General features: G+C 58.7%; 15 protein-coding genes. 7 read left to right on the forward strand and 8 right to left on the reverse strand.

The features are described from left to right. Nucleotides 1-92 precede the first annotated feature (92 nt). From JI721_RS03540 to JI721_RS03555, 4 genes are all read right to left on the reverse strand, one after another. Entirely contained in the window at nt 93-1,391 is a 1,299-nt protein-coding gene (locus JI721_RS03540) for a phenylacetate--CoA ligase family protein (protein WP_274456705.1), read from the reverse strand. 209 nt (nt 1,392-1,600) lie between these two features. After that, nucleotides 1,601-1,789, reverse strand: coding sequence for a hypothetical protein (locus JI721_RS03545; RefSeq protein ID WP_274456706.1), 189 nt, complete (start codon nt 1,787-1,789; stop codon nt 1,601-1,603). A gap of 36 nt (nt 1,790-1,825) precedes the next feature. Continuing rightward, complete coding sequence (locus JI721_RS03550) at nt 1,826-2,482, reverse strand: helix-turn-helix domain-containing protein (RefSeq protein ID WP_274456707.1); 657 nt, start codon at nt 2,480-2,482, stop codon at nt 1,826-1,828. Continuing rightward, nucleotides 2,479-2,688, reverse strand: a complete 210-nt coding sequence (locus JI721_RS03555; protein WP_274456708.1) for a helix-turn-helix domain-containing protein — start codon at nt 2,686-2,688, stop codon at nt 2,479-2,481. Before JI721_RS03555 ends, JI721_RS03550 begins: the two co-directional genes overlap by 4 nt. Nucleotides 2,689-2,859: 171 nt before the next feature. Between JI721_RS03555 and JI721_RS03560 the strand changes: the two genes are divergently transcribed. Continuing rightward, the gene (locus tag JI721_RS03560) at nt 2,860-3,456 is read left to right on the forward strand and encodes a GNAT family N-acetyltransferase (RefSeq protein WP_274456710.1); all 597 of its coding nucleotides are present in this window, start codon (nt 2,860-2,862) and stop codon (nt 3,454-3,456) included. 34 nt (nt 3,457-3,490) lie between these two features. Here the strand turns inward: JI721_RS03560 and JI721_RS03565 are convergent, their stop codons facing one another. Then, the gene (locus tag JI721_RS03565) at nt 3,491-4,219 is read right to left on the reverse strand and encodes a cytochrome c biogenesis CcdA family protein (protein ID WP_274456711.1); all 729 of its coding nucleotides are present in this window, start codon (nt 4,217-4,219) and stop codon (nt 3,491-3,493) included. 202 nt (nt 4,220-4,421) lie between these two features. Here JI721_RS03565 and JI721_RS03570 point away from each other — a divergent pair, with 202 nt between their 5' ends. Further along, nucleotides 4,422-4,895, forward strand: a complete 474-nt coding sequence (locus JI721_RS03570; RefSeq protein ID WP_274456712.1) for a helix-turn-helix domain-containing protein — start codon at nt 4,422-4,424, stop codon at nt 4,893-4,895. A gap of 24 nt (nt 4,896-4,919) precedes the next feature. Here the strand turns inward: JI721_RS03570 and JI721_RS03575 are convergent, their stop codons facing one another. Further along, complete coding sequence (locus JI721_RS03575) at nt 4,920-6,269, reverse strand: homoserine dehydrogenase (RefSeq protein ID WP_274456713.1); 1,350 nt, start codon at nt 6,267-6,269, stop codon at nt 4,920-4,922. Between the two features lie 119 nt (nt 6,270-6,388). Continuing rightward, on the reverse strand, nt 6,389-7,438 hold the full coding sequence (locus tag JI721_RS03580) for a COX15/CtaA family protein (RefSeq protein WP_274456714.1): 1,050 nt from the start codon (nt 7,436-7,438) through the stop codon (nt 6,389-6,391). 381 nt (nt 7,439-7,819) lie between these two features. Here JI721_RS03580 and JI721_RS03585 point away from each other — a divergent pair, with 381 nt between their 5' ends. The 5 genes from JI721_RS03585 (at nt 7,820) to JI721_RS03605 (ending at nt 12,330) form a co-directional block, all read left to right on the forward strand. After that, nucleotides 7,820-8,857 carry a cytochrome c oxidase subunit II gene (locus JI721_RS03585; protein ID WP_274456715.1) on the forward strand — a complete coding sequence of 346 codons (1,038 nt, stop codon included), beginning with the start codon at nt 7,820-7,822 and terminating at the stop codon, nt 8,855-8,857. 8 nt (nt 8,858-8,865) lie between these two features. Next, nucleotides 8,866-10,818 (forward strand): cytochrome aa3 quinol oxidase subunit I, encoded by a 1,953-nt coding sequence (qoxB, locus tag JI721_RS03590; RefSeq protein WP_274457644.1) that lies wholly within the window; start codon nt 8,866-8,868, stop codon nt 10,816-10,818. 2 nt (nt 10,819-10,820) lie between these two features. Beyond that, entirely contained in the window at nt 10,821-11,444 is a 624-nt protein-coding gene (qoxC, locus tag JI721_RS03595) for a cytochrome aa3 quinol oxidase subunit III (protein ID WP_274456716.1), read from the forward strand. Nucleotide 11,445: 1 nt separating this feature from the next. Further along, nucleotides 11,446-11,805, forward strand: coding sequence for a cytochrome aa3 quinol oxidase subunit IV (gene qoxD, locus JI721_RS03600; protein WP_274456717.1), 360 nt, complete (start codon nt 11,446-11,448; stop codon nt 11,803-11,805). 330 nt (nt 11,806-12,135) lie between these two features. Further along, nucleotides 12,136-12,330: a hypothetical protein gene (locus tag JI721_RS03605; RefSeq protein WP_274456718.1), complete on the forward strand. Its 195-nt coding sequence runs from the start codon at nt 12,136-12,138 to the stop codon at nt 12,328-12,330. 154 nt (nt 12,331-12,484) lie between these two features. Here the strand turns inward: JI721_RS03605 and JI721_RS03610 are convergent, their stop codons facing one another. Next, nucleotides 12,485-13,876 carry an MFS transporter gene (locus JI721_RS03610; RefSeq protein WP_274456719.1) on the reverse strand — a complete coding sequence of 464 codons (1,392 nt, stop codon included), beginning with the start codon at nt 13,874-13,876 and terminating at the stop codon, nt 12,485-12,487. Nucleotides 13,877-13,929 lie beyond the last annotated feature (53 nt).

Consider the following 13,929-nt stretch of genomic DNA (forward strand, 5'->3'; position numbering starts at 1 on the left):
CAACTTCAACCACACTGTGCATCCCCGGATGCGCCATCGTCACCTGCGAACCAGCGGTGCTTCAACCGCCGGCTCACAGGGTTCCGGCAGGCTCACAGGTTTCGCTGATCGATGACGCGAATGGCTTTCCCTTCACTGCGTGTCAAGCTCTGCGGCGGATGAACCACCAATTTCGGAGAAATCTGCAGGCGCGTATGCAACGCTCGCTCCACGGCGGCGACGAAACGCTCCAGGTCAACTGCGTCACGGTCGGCTGTCGAACGCCATTCGGCGTGAACTTCGATGGTATCCAGCGCACCCTGGCGCGACAGCACAATTTGATAGTGCGGCGCGAGCTGCTCGACAAGCAGGAGCTCCGCTTCAATTTCCTGCGGGAAAATGTTCACACCGCGAACAATCAGCATGTCGTCCACGCGGCTCTTCACGCGGGACATGCGGCGGTGCGTACGGCCGCAGCTGCACGGCGTATCAATCAAATAAGCCAGGTCTCCCGTCCGATATCGCACGACTGGAAACGCTTCCTTGCTCAGCGACGTAAACACCAGCTCCCCAAGTTCACCCGGCGGCAGCGGACGACCGGTTTCAGGGTCGAGTACCTCAACGAAGAAGTGGTCTTCCCAGATGTGCAGCCCGTTCTTTTCCTCGCGGCATTCAATGGCGACACCAGGGCCCATGACCTCACTCAAACCGTAAATGTCCACCGCGTCAATGCCGAGCAGCTGCTCAAGGCGCTGGCGCATCTCCTCTGTCCACGGTTCAGCGCCGAAAATGCCGTAGCGCAGCTTCAGTTGTTCGGCTGGAATCCCCTCCGCTTGCAACGTCTCCCCAATGTTCACCGCATAGGATGGGGTACAGGCTAGACCATCCGCGCCAAAGTCGGTCAACAGCGTGACCTGCCGCTTTGTAAATCCACCGGAGGCCGGCACAACCGTGCAGCCGAACCGCTCGGCGCCCCCATGCAACCCGAGTCCGCCGGTGAACAATCCGTACCCGTACGCGACATGAAGTATGTCTCCCGGTTCTCCTCCGGCACTGGCAATCGAGCGCGCCACGCACTCTGCCCACACCTCAAGGTCAGAGCGGGTGTATCCGACCACCGTGGCCTTGCCCTTGGTGCCCGACGAAGCGTGGATTCGCGCAACCTGATGCATCGGGACCGCAAACATGCCAAACGGATAGGTGTTTCTCAAATCAGACTTGACCGTAAACGGAAACTTCGCGATGTCGTCCAGCGTGCGAAGGTCGTCCGGGTGTATCCCTGCCGCCTCAAAGCGTTCACGGTACAAGGGCACATGTTCGTAAGCGTGGCGAAGCGTGCGCTGCAAACGGTCCAATTGAAGCGACCGCAGGGCATCTTGCGACATCGTTTCTATCTCAGGATTCCAAAGCAAAAGACATCCCCCTCACCGAGTCCGACCGCACCGCTTCTGGAACAGAAAAGCGGCGTACAGACCGACATACTGTACTCTCAATGAGCCTCCATGATGCCTCTCTATTTTATATGAATCCAATCAAAAATCCTATGAAAGCAGAAAGGAATCGCATACCAGCTTGCCGCGAACAAACCGCTGCGGCAAGCTGTTCCCATTCCGACGGGGGATTAGCGGTGAAGGGAATTCACAATTTCAATGAGGTGGCGCACTTCAGCAATGCGGTGTTCAATTTCCGATGCTTTACTCGATTGGCCCGCTTCCGACAACGCCTCTTCCAAACTTTTGATGCGGTGCTGCATGGAACGCAACACTTGTCGAATAGCGTCCTGATAACCGATTTCTGCTCCAGTCTCCATACCACACCTCACACGCGCACTCGTCACCCTGCGGCGTCACTGTGCGCCTTTCCAAATGGTTTCCCACAGGTAGAGCGCCATCACTTGCTTCCAGTATAGCGCACCCTCGTCATCGGTAAAATGCCTGGCGGCCAGCCACTGCGCTTTCGCCTCGGTGACCAGGGCGCGCGCCTTGTCAATGTGCGTCCAGGCCCCTGCATACACGTCACGCTTGCGCCCGCCCTGGCTGATGCCCGCGCGGGGTCCACTGCGGCTTGACCGAAGCACGGGGCGGTTCTCATCCTGCGCAGCCTTCTCCAGTACCTCGCGAACCGCCGCCCAGGCCTCGGTTCGCTCCCCAGCCGTCAACGCACCGGCGAAACCGGTGTACACCTGCCGCTCGAAGGGAACCAACAAATGACCGCCTTCGTCCAGCAGCTGCTGCATCAACGGCCCGTCCTCCAGGTTGACGGCAATCCACAATCGATCGCGGATTCGCCCTCGGTTCCGCCACGCCCGCCATGGCTGCATGGCTTCCTCCGCGGGCACCTTCAGTTTGGTCAACAGCGCGCGAAGCGTGTCTTCGGCAGGAATGACACGGCCGCGCTCAATGTGACACAGCATACTTTGCGTAACAATGCCTGCCGCCAGTTCGGCTTGTGTGAGTCCAGCTGCTTTGCGAAGCTGCCGAAGTTGCACCCAGGGCGGTGTCATTGCTCATCGGATCCTTCCCACAGCGCGCTGACAGGTACGCCGAGCGCCTTTGCAATTTTGCCCAGCTTGACAATGTTGTGTCCCCGGTGGCCGGACTCCACCGCGTACACGTAGCTGACTGAAACCCCGGCCCGTTTGGCGAGCTCCCGAACACTCATCTTCTGTTGTAAACGAAACGACTTGACGCGCGTACCGAGATCAGTCATGCTTTCACCCCGTTCAGCTGTCGAACAGTTTTTACGCGATTGTGTAAATTATAGCAGATCGAAACGAGATTTTGGGAACAAACATTCTCAATCGAGGAATTTGGGCGCGCTTGCGTTTCAACAGCGAAAGCGCCAAGATGTGTTCATATCATCGGTGGAGGAAGAAGCGCGTTGAAGCAGACCGGATTGTCCGATGCGTCACGAGCGAACGCAGCCGCATCCATTCAGTTGCTGCCCATCCAGCGCGAAGACGCAGCGGTGCTGTGGCATCACGCCCGTGACGATGACGCGTGGGTCACCCCCGACCGCCATTGGCAGACTTGGGTCGCTTGGGTTGAAGCCTTGCTGGCGGCGGAAGTCATGGGGTGGTCCTGGCTGAGAACGGTGTCCATCACGGGCCGGCTCGCCGGGTTTGTGACCGTGCGCACCGTGGAGGCCGCGCTGCTGCCGCCGGAGACAACCGCGGTGGAGTGCGGCACGTATTTATTGCCCGCATGGCGCGGGCTGGGCTGGAATGCCTTGGTGAAACAAGCCACCATCCACTTCGCGAGGTCCGTTGCGGGGATGGCCGCCCCACCGGACTGGTGCCTGTTTGTTGTCCCCGAAGACAACCATCGCGCCATCGCCGCGTTCCGTTCGTTGGACTGGTCGTGGTCAATGGAGCTGGGGCCCGGCGGGTCGTTTGCCCGCTTTGCGCGCCGCAAGTCGTGGGAAGCCGGCCGCCCGTGCGTCGTCTTCGGCTGCCGTGCCGCGGTGTTGGCGCCGTGATCGGCCAAGTCCGCCCTCCCCGCCAGGCGCTGCCCTACAACCCGACGCCGGTGAAGCCGGTGGTTTGCTGGATCCACATCGTGAGGAAGGTCAGTTTCCCCGAAACCAATAGGAATCCCATCACCACCATCAGCCAGCCGCCGATGCGTGAAATGACCGGGGTATAACGAAGAAACGGGCGCAGTGAGGTCAAGGTCAGCGCGAAGAGCAGAAACGGCACGGCAAAGCCAATCGCGTACGTGACCATATACCATACCCCGACACTCGGGTGCGTGGCCGTCAGGATGAGCACGGTCGACAAAATGGGTCCCACACACGGTGTCCACCCAGCCGCAAAGCCGACCCCGATCAGCGCCGAACCCAGATAGCCAAGCGGCTGCACCGCCGGGATGTGCAGACGGCGCTCACGAAGCAGCCAGTCGCTGCGGATGACACCCGCCAGCACGAGCCCCATCCCCATCACCAACACGCCGCCGCACAGCCGCACCGCGGTCTTGTACTCCAAGAACAATTGTCCAACAGCGGTGGATACCAAGCCAAGCAGCACAAAGAGCGCGGACAGCCCGATGCAGAAGCAGACCGCGTGAAGAAACACACGAACGCGCGCGGCCGCCGCCAGTTTATCCGCCCCCTGCTGGAGGTCGTGGAACGACACGCCGGTGATGTAGCCCAAGTAGGATGGAAAGAGCGGAAGGGTACAAGGTGAGAGAAAAGACAAGAGCCCTGCGGCAAACGCAAGCCAAACCGAAACGGTCGGCGTCATTCCCATCCCCCCAAGCGCCGGTCGATCACGTCCAGCGACACTCGCCGTGCACAAGCGCCGCCTCCTGGTTTGTCGCCCTCACTGTTTATCGTACACGTGTCCAGGAGTGGATTTCCAGCCGAAATCGACAGAAGCATGACAGATTGGCCCTATCTACAATTGTGGACATTTTCGGTATAATGGAGGTCAAGGAGGTGGCACGATGGCGTCGATTGCGGAGAAAGTACGTAAGCTGCGTGCGCAGCGCGGCTGGACACTCAAACAGCTGTCGGCGTACACGCGCGTCTCCATCAGCCATCTCGATGCCATCGAAAAGGGCACCCGAAAGAGCCCGTCCTTTCAAATCATGGTCCAGCTCGCGGACGCCTTCGAGGTTCCCATTGCCTACTTCCGGGACGACGTCGCGGTTTCCGACCATCCATCCGCTGCCGATCACGCCGTTCAGGCAGCACCCGCGCCGCAGACCGACACTGCGCTGCAAGGGGACGCCGCCTTGTCACGGCTCTACGACGCCGACACCCGGCGCTTCATTGTCTCCGAGCAGGCCCGGCCGTATGTCGCGCTCGCCAAGCAGCTGGCGGAACAAAGCCAGTCTGCCCCGGCGCTCGACACCTCCGCACTGCTGCAAGTTATCGCGGCGTTCATCCGCGACCGCGAAACGTCCTACGAAAGTTAGCGTGCGCCTGCGAAAGTTCGCGTTCTACGAAAGCTCCGGATGCGTTCTGACCACGTCATCCATCACGTCTTCCAGCACCGGGCCTTCTCCTTCCAGCTCTTCCACCGGCAGCACGTTGTCGATCGACGGGACAGAGCCGAGGTCTTTCAACCCTTGGATGGCCGCCGCGAGTTCGCCCTGCGACACGGCGTGCGTGACGATCACGATTTGCGCATCCTCGCCTTTCACCCGTTTTTGCAGCACACTCTCCATGCTGACGCCCGCTTGCCCAAACACGCCTGCAATCTTCGCAAAGACGCCGGGCCGGTCGAGCGCAGTCAACCGTATGTAGTACCGCCCTGCCGGGCCCTGGTTTGCATGCACCTGTTTTTTGGGCAGCCGGTTCGAGCCGCGGGTCTCCGTGATGCCCATGCGCAGGTGCTGCATCACCTCGATGAGATCGCCCACGACGGCGCTGGCGGTCGGCATGGAACCGGCGCCGCGCCCAAAGAACATCAAATCGCCTGCAGCGTCTCCACGCACAAATAAGGCGTTGAACGCGTCCGACACGCTGGCGAGCGGATGCGCCTTGGGCACCAAGGTCGGCCGCACCTCCAGCTGCAGGGCACCGTCCCGCTCCCGTCCGACGGCAAGCAGCTTAATCACGCAGCCCAAGTCATTGGCGTACGCCACGTCCGCCGCCGTGATGGAGCGAATGCCATGAACCCGCACCTCGTCCAGCCGAACCCGCGTATGAAACGCGATGGACGCCAGAATCGTCAGCTTGCGCGCCGCGTCCAGCCCATCCACATCGCTGGTCGGGTCGCTCTCCGCATATCCGAGTTCCTGCGCCTCCCGCAGCACTTCGTCAAAGCCCGCACCAGTTTCCGTCATCTTCGACAGAATATAGTTGGTGGTGCCGTTGATAATCCCTTTCAAATCGGTGATCTCGTTGGACGTCAAGCAGCCTTTGAGCGGGCGAATCAACGGGATCGCGCCGCCAACCGCCGCCTCGAAGAAGACCTCCGCCTGCGCGGCTTCGGCCGCGTCGAAAATCTCTTCCCCGTGCAGCGCAATCAGGTCCTTGTTGGCTGTGACCACGTGCTTGCCGGCCCGCAGCGCGCGCAAAATAAAGGTCCGTGCGGGTTCAATGCCGCCAATGGTTTCGATGACCACGCGCACTTCCGGGTCGTCCAGCACGTCCTCCGGACGCGTGGTCAGGCGCTCTCCTTCCAACACCACGCCGCGCGGTTTTTGTTCGTCGCGCACGAGAATGTGTTTGATGACCGGGCGTACGCCCGTCATGTCCGCAATGCGTCCGGCCCGGCGGCGGGTGAGTTCTACCACCCCTGCGCCAACCGTACCGCACCCAAGGAGTCCGATGGTTACCTTCATTTGCTCCACTCCCGTCCCTCTTTCTCTCAGCGCTCTATCTATCGAAGGGCGTATGTATGACGGAAAAATCACTGAAGTCTGAACGGAGGCTGATAAGAGGACATTGTATCGTGCGCCGCTTAATTTGGCAATAGATACTCAGGCGTGTCATCCGCTTCGTGATCGGTCCGCGGCCCCTGTGCATCAACCGCATCAGCGCCGTGATGAGACGATGAGCGCCGCTCCAAAAACGCCCGGCGCGGTTCAGGCAGCGTCTGCAGCGCCAAGTAGCAGACCGCTGCGAACAGAAAGGTGACCACCGACACGTGGAGCAAAAAGGCGAACAAAGCGATGTTGGTGGCAATCAATAAGGCGCCGGTCACCGCCTGAATGCACACCAGAACGAGCGACACCAGGCTGCCAAAGAACAGGTCAGGCCGCGCCTGGCGGATTTTTGCGGATGCGATGCACAGGTACAGCGTCAACAGGACCAGCCCCATAGCGACTGAGCGGTGCAGCCAATCCACCGTCAGGGCGGCTTGCACCTGGCGCGTCTCGGTTGGAAGCGGCCAGCCGCGGAACAGATGTCCGTAGCCTGTCGAGGCGACGTACGCGCCAATGTACATGGCGATGTAGGTATACACGAGGGTGATGAAGGTCCAAACGCGCAGGGACACGGGGGTCTGTGCCCGGAGCACCGGTGCCTCGGGCTGCAGACGCAGCGCGCGGTTGATGTAGCGAATCACGACCACCAAAAGCAGAATGCTGTTAAATGCGAGCAAAGAAATGCCAAAGTGAAACGCCAGCTCGAAGGGCGGGTCCGAAAACTTGACCCCCAGCGCACCGAGGGCGGCCTCAAGAAACACAAAGGCGATGGACAGCATCACCAATACCCGCACTTCCAGCCAGCGACGGTACTGCCACCACACCAGCGCGCACAGCGCGAACAACAGGAGGGTCGCAGCGCCCACCAGTCCGCGGTGGCTGAACTCAATCAACGTCTTCAGGCCCCAGTGGGATGGAATGACGGCCCCGTTGCAAAGCGGCCACTGGTGTCCGCATCCGAAGGCAGACCCGGTCTCGGTATCGACAAAGCCCATCGTGTTGACGGCGAAAAACCCAATCAAGGTCAAAATCGCGAGGATGGAGATCGCCCGTCGAACCCACGGGGACGTCTGGTTCGCTGGCATGGAATTCCACTCCTTTGCAAGGTTGTCCAAGAGGCATTGGTGATGCATCGCCCCTTTTAGACACGCTTCCGAGACGTACTCCTGTACCTTACGATACACGGCACAAGATTACCATCCACGACGTCCTTGTGCCAAGTTGTGAACAGTATGTAGCGGAAGTTTGTCGATTTTATCGCAACCGTGTGAGAGATTGTTGAAATCCGGTGCTTTTACCACGAAACTCGGCCCACGGCCTGTTACCATGAGAGGTGGAAGTCGAGCGTGGTACAAGAAGCACAACCGTGCGTGTCCGTCCAGGGAAGGACACGCTTGTAGGATGTGCGCCTTGCACTTCTCTTATTACTTTTTTCGCTTCAGAAAACAATGAACGGGGGGAAACTCATGCGGCCGAATAGACGGTGGTGGACGGTTGCGGCAGCAGCGGTCGCGCTACCCATACTTCTGACCGGTTGCGGCGCCAGCATCCCGGTTCTTCAGCCGAAAGGTCCTGTCGGCCACGAAGAACTGAAACTGATTATCTTTCCACTGATTCTGATGACTTGCGTGGCGCTGATTGTGTTCGCAATCTTTGCTTACGTCATGATTAAGTACCGCGCTCGCCCTGAGAACGCGGACTATGTACCGCCGGAAACCGACGGCAGCTCGCTCCTGGAGACGATTTGGACTGTCATTCCGGTGCTCATCGTCGTCGCCATTGCCATTCCGACGGTCATCGTGACGTTCCGGCTGCAGAAACCGCCGACCACATCGACGGCGCCAGCAAAAACAGTCAGCGAAACCCCAGCCGCAGCAAGCATGGCAGCGAAAACCAAGCAAAAGCCGCTGGTCATTTACGTGGCGTCTGCCGAGTGGAAATGGCTCTTCAGCTATCCGCAGTTGGGCATTGAAACGGTCAATTACCTGTACATTCCTGCAGGGCAGCCAGTCGACTTCCAATTGACGGCAATCGGGCCGATGAATTCCTTCTGGATTCCGGCACTCGGCGGCATGGAGATGGATATGCCGGGTGAAGACTTGGGCCTGTGGCTGCAGGCTGACCAGCCTGGCAAGTACCTCGGACGCAGCGCGCAGTACTCCGGCAGCGGATTTGCGCACATGACGTTCAACGTGTACGCCAAGACCCCGGCCGAGTTCTACAACTGGGCGGCAAACATCAAGGCGCATGCACCACAGCTCACGACCGCCAAGTATGAATCGCTCCTGAAACCTGGTCAGGTCGGTACAATGGCGTTCTCTGGGGACATCAACCCCAACAACTACAACGGTTCTAAGGACATGACGGGAATGCCGGGCATCGCATCGGGCATGCCCATCCCTGGCACCGTATCGCCAAGCAGCAACACATCCAGCAGTTCAATGTCGGGAATGTCCATGTCGGGAGACAATTCAAGCGGCTCGATGGGAGGGAAAAACCAGTGAGCTCGTTCATGCATTTCGCAAACACCTTCCTGATGTGGAAAGAAGGTCCGCTGATTTGGATCTCTGACGTCCTCATCGCGCTGGCCTCCTTGGGAATTCTGTTCGTCTTGTGGAAGTTCAAGAAGTTCAAATGGCTGTGGACCGAGTGGCTCACCACGGTGGACCACAAGAAAATCGGGATTATGTATATCATCGCGGCACTGCTGATGCTCTTTCGCGGCGGCGTCGACGCGCTCTTGATGCGCAGTCAGCTGGCGTTTCCGAACGAGCATTTCCTGACGGCGCAGCACTACGACGAAATCTTTACGACGCACGGCACCATCATGATTCTGTTCATGGCCATGCCGTTCATCATTGGGATGATGAACGTCGCCGTGCCGCTCATGATTGGCGCTCGCGACGTGGCGTTTCCGTATTTAAATGCAATCTCGTTCTGGCTGTTCTTCTTTGGCGCGATGTTGTTCAACCTGTCCTTTGTGTTCGGTGGTTCGCCGGACGGCGGCTGGACTTCCTATCCGCCGTACGTTGAAAACCTGTTCGACCCGGGCCCCGGTGAAAACTACTACATTATGGGCTTGCAGATTGCGGGTATCGGCACCATCGCAACGGGCGTCAACTTCCTGGTAACCATTCTGAAGATGCGCGCGCCAGGGATGACACTGATGAAGATGCCGATGTTCGTCTGGTCCGTCCTCATCACGTCGGCGCTGATTGTCTTCGCCTTCCCGGCACTGACCGTCGTGCTTGGACAACTGCTGATTGACCGCCTGTTCAACGCGCACTTCTTCACCACGACCGGCGGCGGCATGCCCATGAACTACGTGAACGAGTTCTGGATTTGGGGACACCCGGAGGTGTACATCGTCATCTTGCCCGCGTTCGGCATTTTCTCCGAAGTGGTCAGCACCTTCGCCAGCAAACGACTGTTCGGCTACTCGGCGATGGTCGCTTCGATGGTCGCCATCACCTTCCTGGGCTTTGGCGTGTGGGTGCACCACTTCTTCACGATGGGTGCAGGCGCGGCCGTCAACTCGTTCTTCGGAATCTCGACCATGGCCATCGCCATTCCGACCGGCGTGAAGGTGTTCAACTGGCTGTCCACGATGTGGAAAGGGCGAATTCGCTTCACCCTGCCCATGCTTTGGACGTCTGCCTTCATTCCGTGTTTCGTGCTTGGCGGTGGTGTGACGGGTGTCATGCTCGCCGTGGCGCCGGCTGACTATCAGTTCCACAACAGCTACTTCCTGATTGCGCACTTCCACTACACGCTGATTGGCGGAACTGTGTTCGGCATGATGGCGGGTCTCTATTACTGGTGGCCAAAGATGTTCGGCTTCAAGCTGGATGAGAAGCGCGGCCGCTGGGCGTACTGGTGGTTCGTGATTGGCTTCAACGTCTGCTTCCTGCCCCAGTTCCTGCTTGGGCTGATGGGGATGACGCGGCGCATGTACACCTACCCGTCCGGCCTTGGCTGGTGGATCCCGAACTTCATTTCCACCATCGGCGGTTTCATGATGGGTGTCGGGTTCCTCTTGATTGTCTATCAGATTGTCTGGAGTATCCGCTATGGCGAACGCGATGTGACGGGCGACCCGTGGGATGCGCGCACACTCGAATGGTCGCTGCCATCGCCGGCGCCGGAGTACAATTTCGCGCGCACGCCGATTGTACACAGCCGCGACGAGTGGTGGTACATCAAGCAGGGCAAGTACAAACAGGAGTTTGTGGAGTCGGAAATCCAGCCGATTCACATGCCGAAAAACTCCGGTCGTCCGTTCCTGCTCGGGTTGTGCATGTTTGTCGCTGGCTTTGGCTTTGTGTTCGAGTGGTACGTGTTCGTCATCCTGGGCTTGCTCGGTGTCTTGGCGATTATGCTGCGTCGTTCGTTTGAGTTCGACTACTATCACTACATTCCGGTCTCTGAGATAGTGCAGACCGAAAAGTCGCTCGGGAGGCTGTGACGATGGAACCAGTCGTACATCATGCTGGGTCAGCAGCACCTGGCGAACCGCTGGAGTACAGTACCGAGGACGGCAGCCTGCGCGTCCTCGGGTTCTGGGTATTCTTGGCTGCTGAGTTTATCCTGTTTTCCTGTTTGTTTGCCACGTACGTGGTCATGCATCCCATGACAGCGGGCGGCCCTTCGTCGAAGGAACTGTATGATGTCCCCGGATTCGCTTGGGAAACGTTCTTCCTCTTGACGTCGTCGTTCACGTGCGGCATCGCCACGTTCGAGATGCGGCGCGGCAACAAGAAGGGCGTCATCGCCTGGATGCTTTTGACCATCGCCCTCGGCCTGTGCTTTCTTGGGTTCGAGATTTCGGAGTTTGTGGATGACGTGCAGCACGGTGCTTCCATGTCGACCTCCGGGTTTCTCTCTTCGTTCTTCACCCTGGTCGGCACGCACGGTGCCCACGTTTCGATGGGGATTTTGTGGATGACGTCCGTGGTCATTCAAATCGCGGTACGCGGCATTGACAGCATGACGTCGCGCAAGATGTTCATTGTGAGTCTGTACTGGCACTTTCTCGACGTGGTTTGGATTTTCATCTTTACGGTCGTGTACCTGACAGGGAAGGTGTTGTGACATGACACAGACAAATACTTCCGGACTGCACGGCGCGAATCAGGGGAGTGCGAGTCATGGCGGACATCACGAGACGTTCCCTTGGAAACACATCATCGGCTACGTGCTGTCGTTGATTCTCACGATTCTGGCGTTCTGGATTGCGTTGAAGCTGCACCTCTCGGTGGGTGCCACCATCGCCACCATCTTGGCCCTGGCGATTATTCAGATGGCTGTCCAGTTGTTTATGTTCATGCACATCACGGAGCGAATCCACGGCGATACCTTCCAGAAGGTGATGATTTACAGCGGCATTGTTTTCGCCGCAATGGTCGTCATCGGGACCATCTGGGTCATGACCTTCAAGTCGACCGTCTCGTAACCGTAACGGAAAGACAGGCAGCAGGCGCCGCAAGCAGCCTGTCAAAAACCCGAATCGACAAATCATCTCATGCGTGCAAACCCCTGGCAGCGTCCAGGGGTTTTGTTCTGCCTCCCCTGATGCCTCCTGTGTCGCCGTCCCTCCTGCGCCCATGCCCACACGAAACCCCTGTCAACTTCGCATTCCTTGTGGATACATGCTCATTTGTGTCTTGTTTGCAAATTTTTTTCGTCTGAAACGTGACATTTTAGAGTTCATGTGGCATACTATAGTCACAAGCAACGGAATGTTCAGTCCATTTGGTTCTGTCCATCACGAGGAGGGATTGCAATGAGTATCGGTCACCTGGTCGACGATGATGAGCGGTTCTTCGAATCGTCGGTGGCGGGCGCGGATGAACGGTTGATTGTCGAAGAAGTCGAAGAGCCCGCCGTCGCGGTACGGGCAGTTCCGAGCACTTCGCGCGAGATCACATTCATCCTTGCGTTCTTGATTCTGGTCGGCATCTTCATGGTTCTCATTTGACCAGTTCATGAAAACGCTTCACATGCACCGACAAGCAGCCACGTAAAAGGGGCCGCCCGCTCGTGGTGAAATGGACAGGACAGCCCCTTTTCGGGAATACGCACCGACCCTACAACACCGCCCGGCGCAGGGTTCACGCGTTCACGGGGCGGTTTTAGGCGCGCCTCAGAATGCGCTTCACCGCTTTCCTCGACGGCTCTTCGAAGGTCAGCGTCATCTCCTCCATCGACTTGTTCGCCGCCTCGGGCAGCAGGAAGGTCAGCAAAAATCCAGCCAAGGAGAACAGCGCAGTGACGATGAGCGTACCGCGCAGCCCCAGTGCGTACGACAGAAGCGGGAAGATGAACACGCCAATGAAGGCCCCCACCTTTGCGGTACCGGCCGACAAGCCGTGCCCGGTCGTTCGAACGCTGACCGGGTACAACTCTGCAGCCAGGATGAAGGTTGTCGTGTTGGGCCCAAACTCCGCAAAGAAGTAGCTGACCCCATAGAGCATCAGGAAGGGACCGACGGTCGCGGTCGCCCCCGGAAACACGCCCATCGCCAGGAACGCCAGCCCCATCACCGCAAAGCCAATCAACTGCAGCCGCTTATGTCCAATCTTGTCCACCAGGCCCACAGCCAGGTAATACCCCGGCACAGCAGCGACGGCGAACACAATCAACGTCCAGGCCTCACTCTGCAGGAGCGTCGCATGCGGGGCAATCATTTGCATGATTTGCGGCGTGGAGATACTGTTCCCGTAATACGCATAGTCAAACAGGAACCACGTGCCTGCCGTGCCAAGCAGCGTCAGGCGCATCTTGCGGTTTCGGATGAACTGACCGAAGCGTACAGCCCCGCTCCGCTGATCAACCGCCGAGGCCGAGACATTTGAGGCAGGACCCGGTTCGGTCTCCGGACCGACGGGCCGTACGGCACGCCGTGCCGCCCGGTGCGCTTCATAGCGTGGGGACTCCGGCATTTTGCTTCGCAGGTACACAACCGCGAGCGACGGCAGGGCGCCCAGCCCCAGCATCAGGCGCCACACCAGATTGTGCGGCATTCCGCTTGCCAATAACGTGATGGCCACAATCGGACCGGCAATCAGCCCCAGCGCCTGCATAGAGAACACCAGTCCGACCAGCTTGCCGCGGTCGCGAACATTCGCGTATTCACTCGTCATCACCGCGCTGAGCGGGTAGTCTCCGCCAATGCCCACGCCAAGCAAGATGCGAAACGCGATGAGCCAACCGATGTTTGGCGCAAACGCGGTGCCAATCGCCGCCAGCGCCATCAGCACAGGGACAAGTACATAGAACCGCTTCCGTCCAAATAAGTCGGCCAACCGGCCAAACAGAAATGCGCCAATAAAGTTCGCCACCAGTGTCGTGCTGCCCACTAGTCCAATCATGGACTGGGAAAGGTGCCACTGGTCTTTCAGTAATGCCAGCGCCGCGCCAATCACGAACAAATCGTACGCGTCTGTAAAAAATCCGACCCCTGAAATGACGACTGCCCGCAGGTGAAACAGATTCAATGGCGCTTCATCGAGGTTTTGAATCACGGAGCGATCCGCCATGTTGGCTGGAATTGCAACGGCATTATCCGTTGCAACCC

It is taken from the genome of Alicyclobacillus cycloheptanicus (assembly GCF_028751525.1).
Lineage (GTDB): Bacteria > Bacillota > Bacilli > Alicyclobacillales > Alicyclobacillaceae > Alicyclobacillus_L > Alicyclobacillus_L cycloheptanicus.

Coding starts and splice junctions, on each gene's coding strand:
- JI721_RS03545 (WP_274456706.1), bottom strand. CDS start 1,789: ATGGAGACTGGAGCAGAAATCGGTTATCAGGACGCTATTCGACAAGTG.
- JI721_RS03550 (WP_274456707.1), bottom strand. CDS start 2,482: ATGACACCGCCCTGGGTGCAACTTCGGCAGCTTCGCAAAGCAGCTGGA.
- JI721_RS03555 (WP_274456708.1), bottom strand. CDS start 2,688: ATGACTGATCTCGGTACGCGCGTCAAGTCGTTTCGTTTACAACAGAAG.
- JI721_RS03565 (WP_274456711.1), bottom strand. CDS start 4,219: ATGACGCCGACCGTTTCGGTTTGGCTTGCGTTTGCCGCAGGGCTCTTG.
- JI721_RS03570 (WP_274456712.1), top strand. CDS start 4,422: ATGGCGTCGATTGCGGAGAAAGTACGTAAGCTGCGTGCGCAGCGCGGC.
- JI721_RS03575 (WP_274456713.1), bottom strand. CDS start 6,269: ATGAAGGTAACCATCGGACTCCTTGGGTGCGGTACGGTTGGCGCAGGG.
- JI721_RS03580 (WP_274456714.1), bottom strand. CDS start 7,438: ATGCCAGCGAACCAGACGTCCCCGTGGGTTCGACGGGCGATCTCCATC.
- JI721_RS03585 (WP_274456715.1), top strand. CDS start 7,820: ATGCGGCCGAATAGACGGTGGTGGACGGTTGCGGCAGCAGCGGTCGCG.
- qoxB (WP_274457644.1), top strand. CDS start 8,866: ATGCATTTCGCAAACACCTTCCTGATGTGGAAAGAAGGTCCGCTGATT.
- qoxC (WP_274456716.1), top strand. CDS start 10,821: ATGGAACCAGTCGTACATCATGCTGGGTCAGCAGCACCTGGCGAACCG.
- qoxD (WP_274456717.1), top strand. CDS start 11,446: ATGACACAGACAAATACTTCCGGACTGCACGGCGCGAATCAGGGGAGT.
- JI721_RS03605 (WP_274456718.1), top strand. CDS start 12,136: ATGAGTATCGGTCACCTGGTCGACGATGATGAGCGGTTCTTCGAATCG.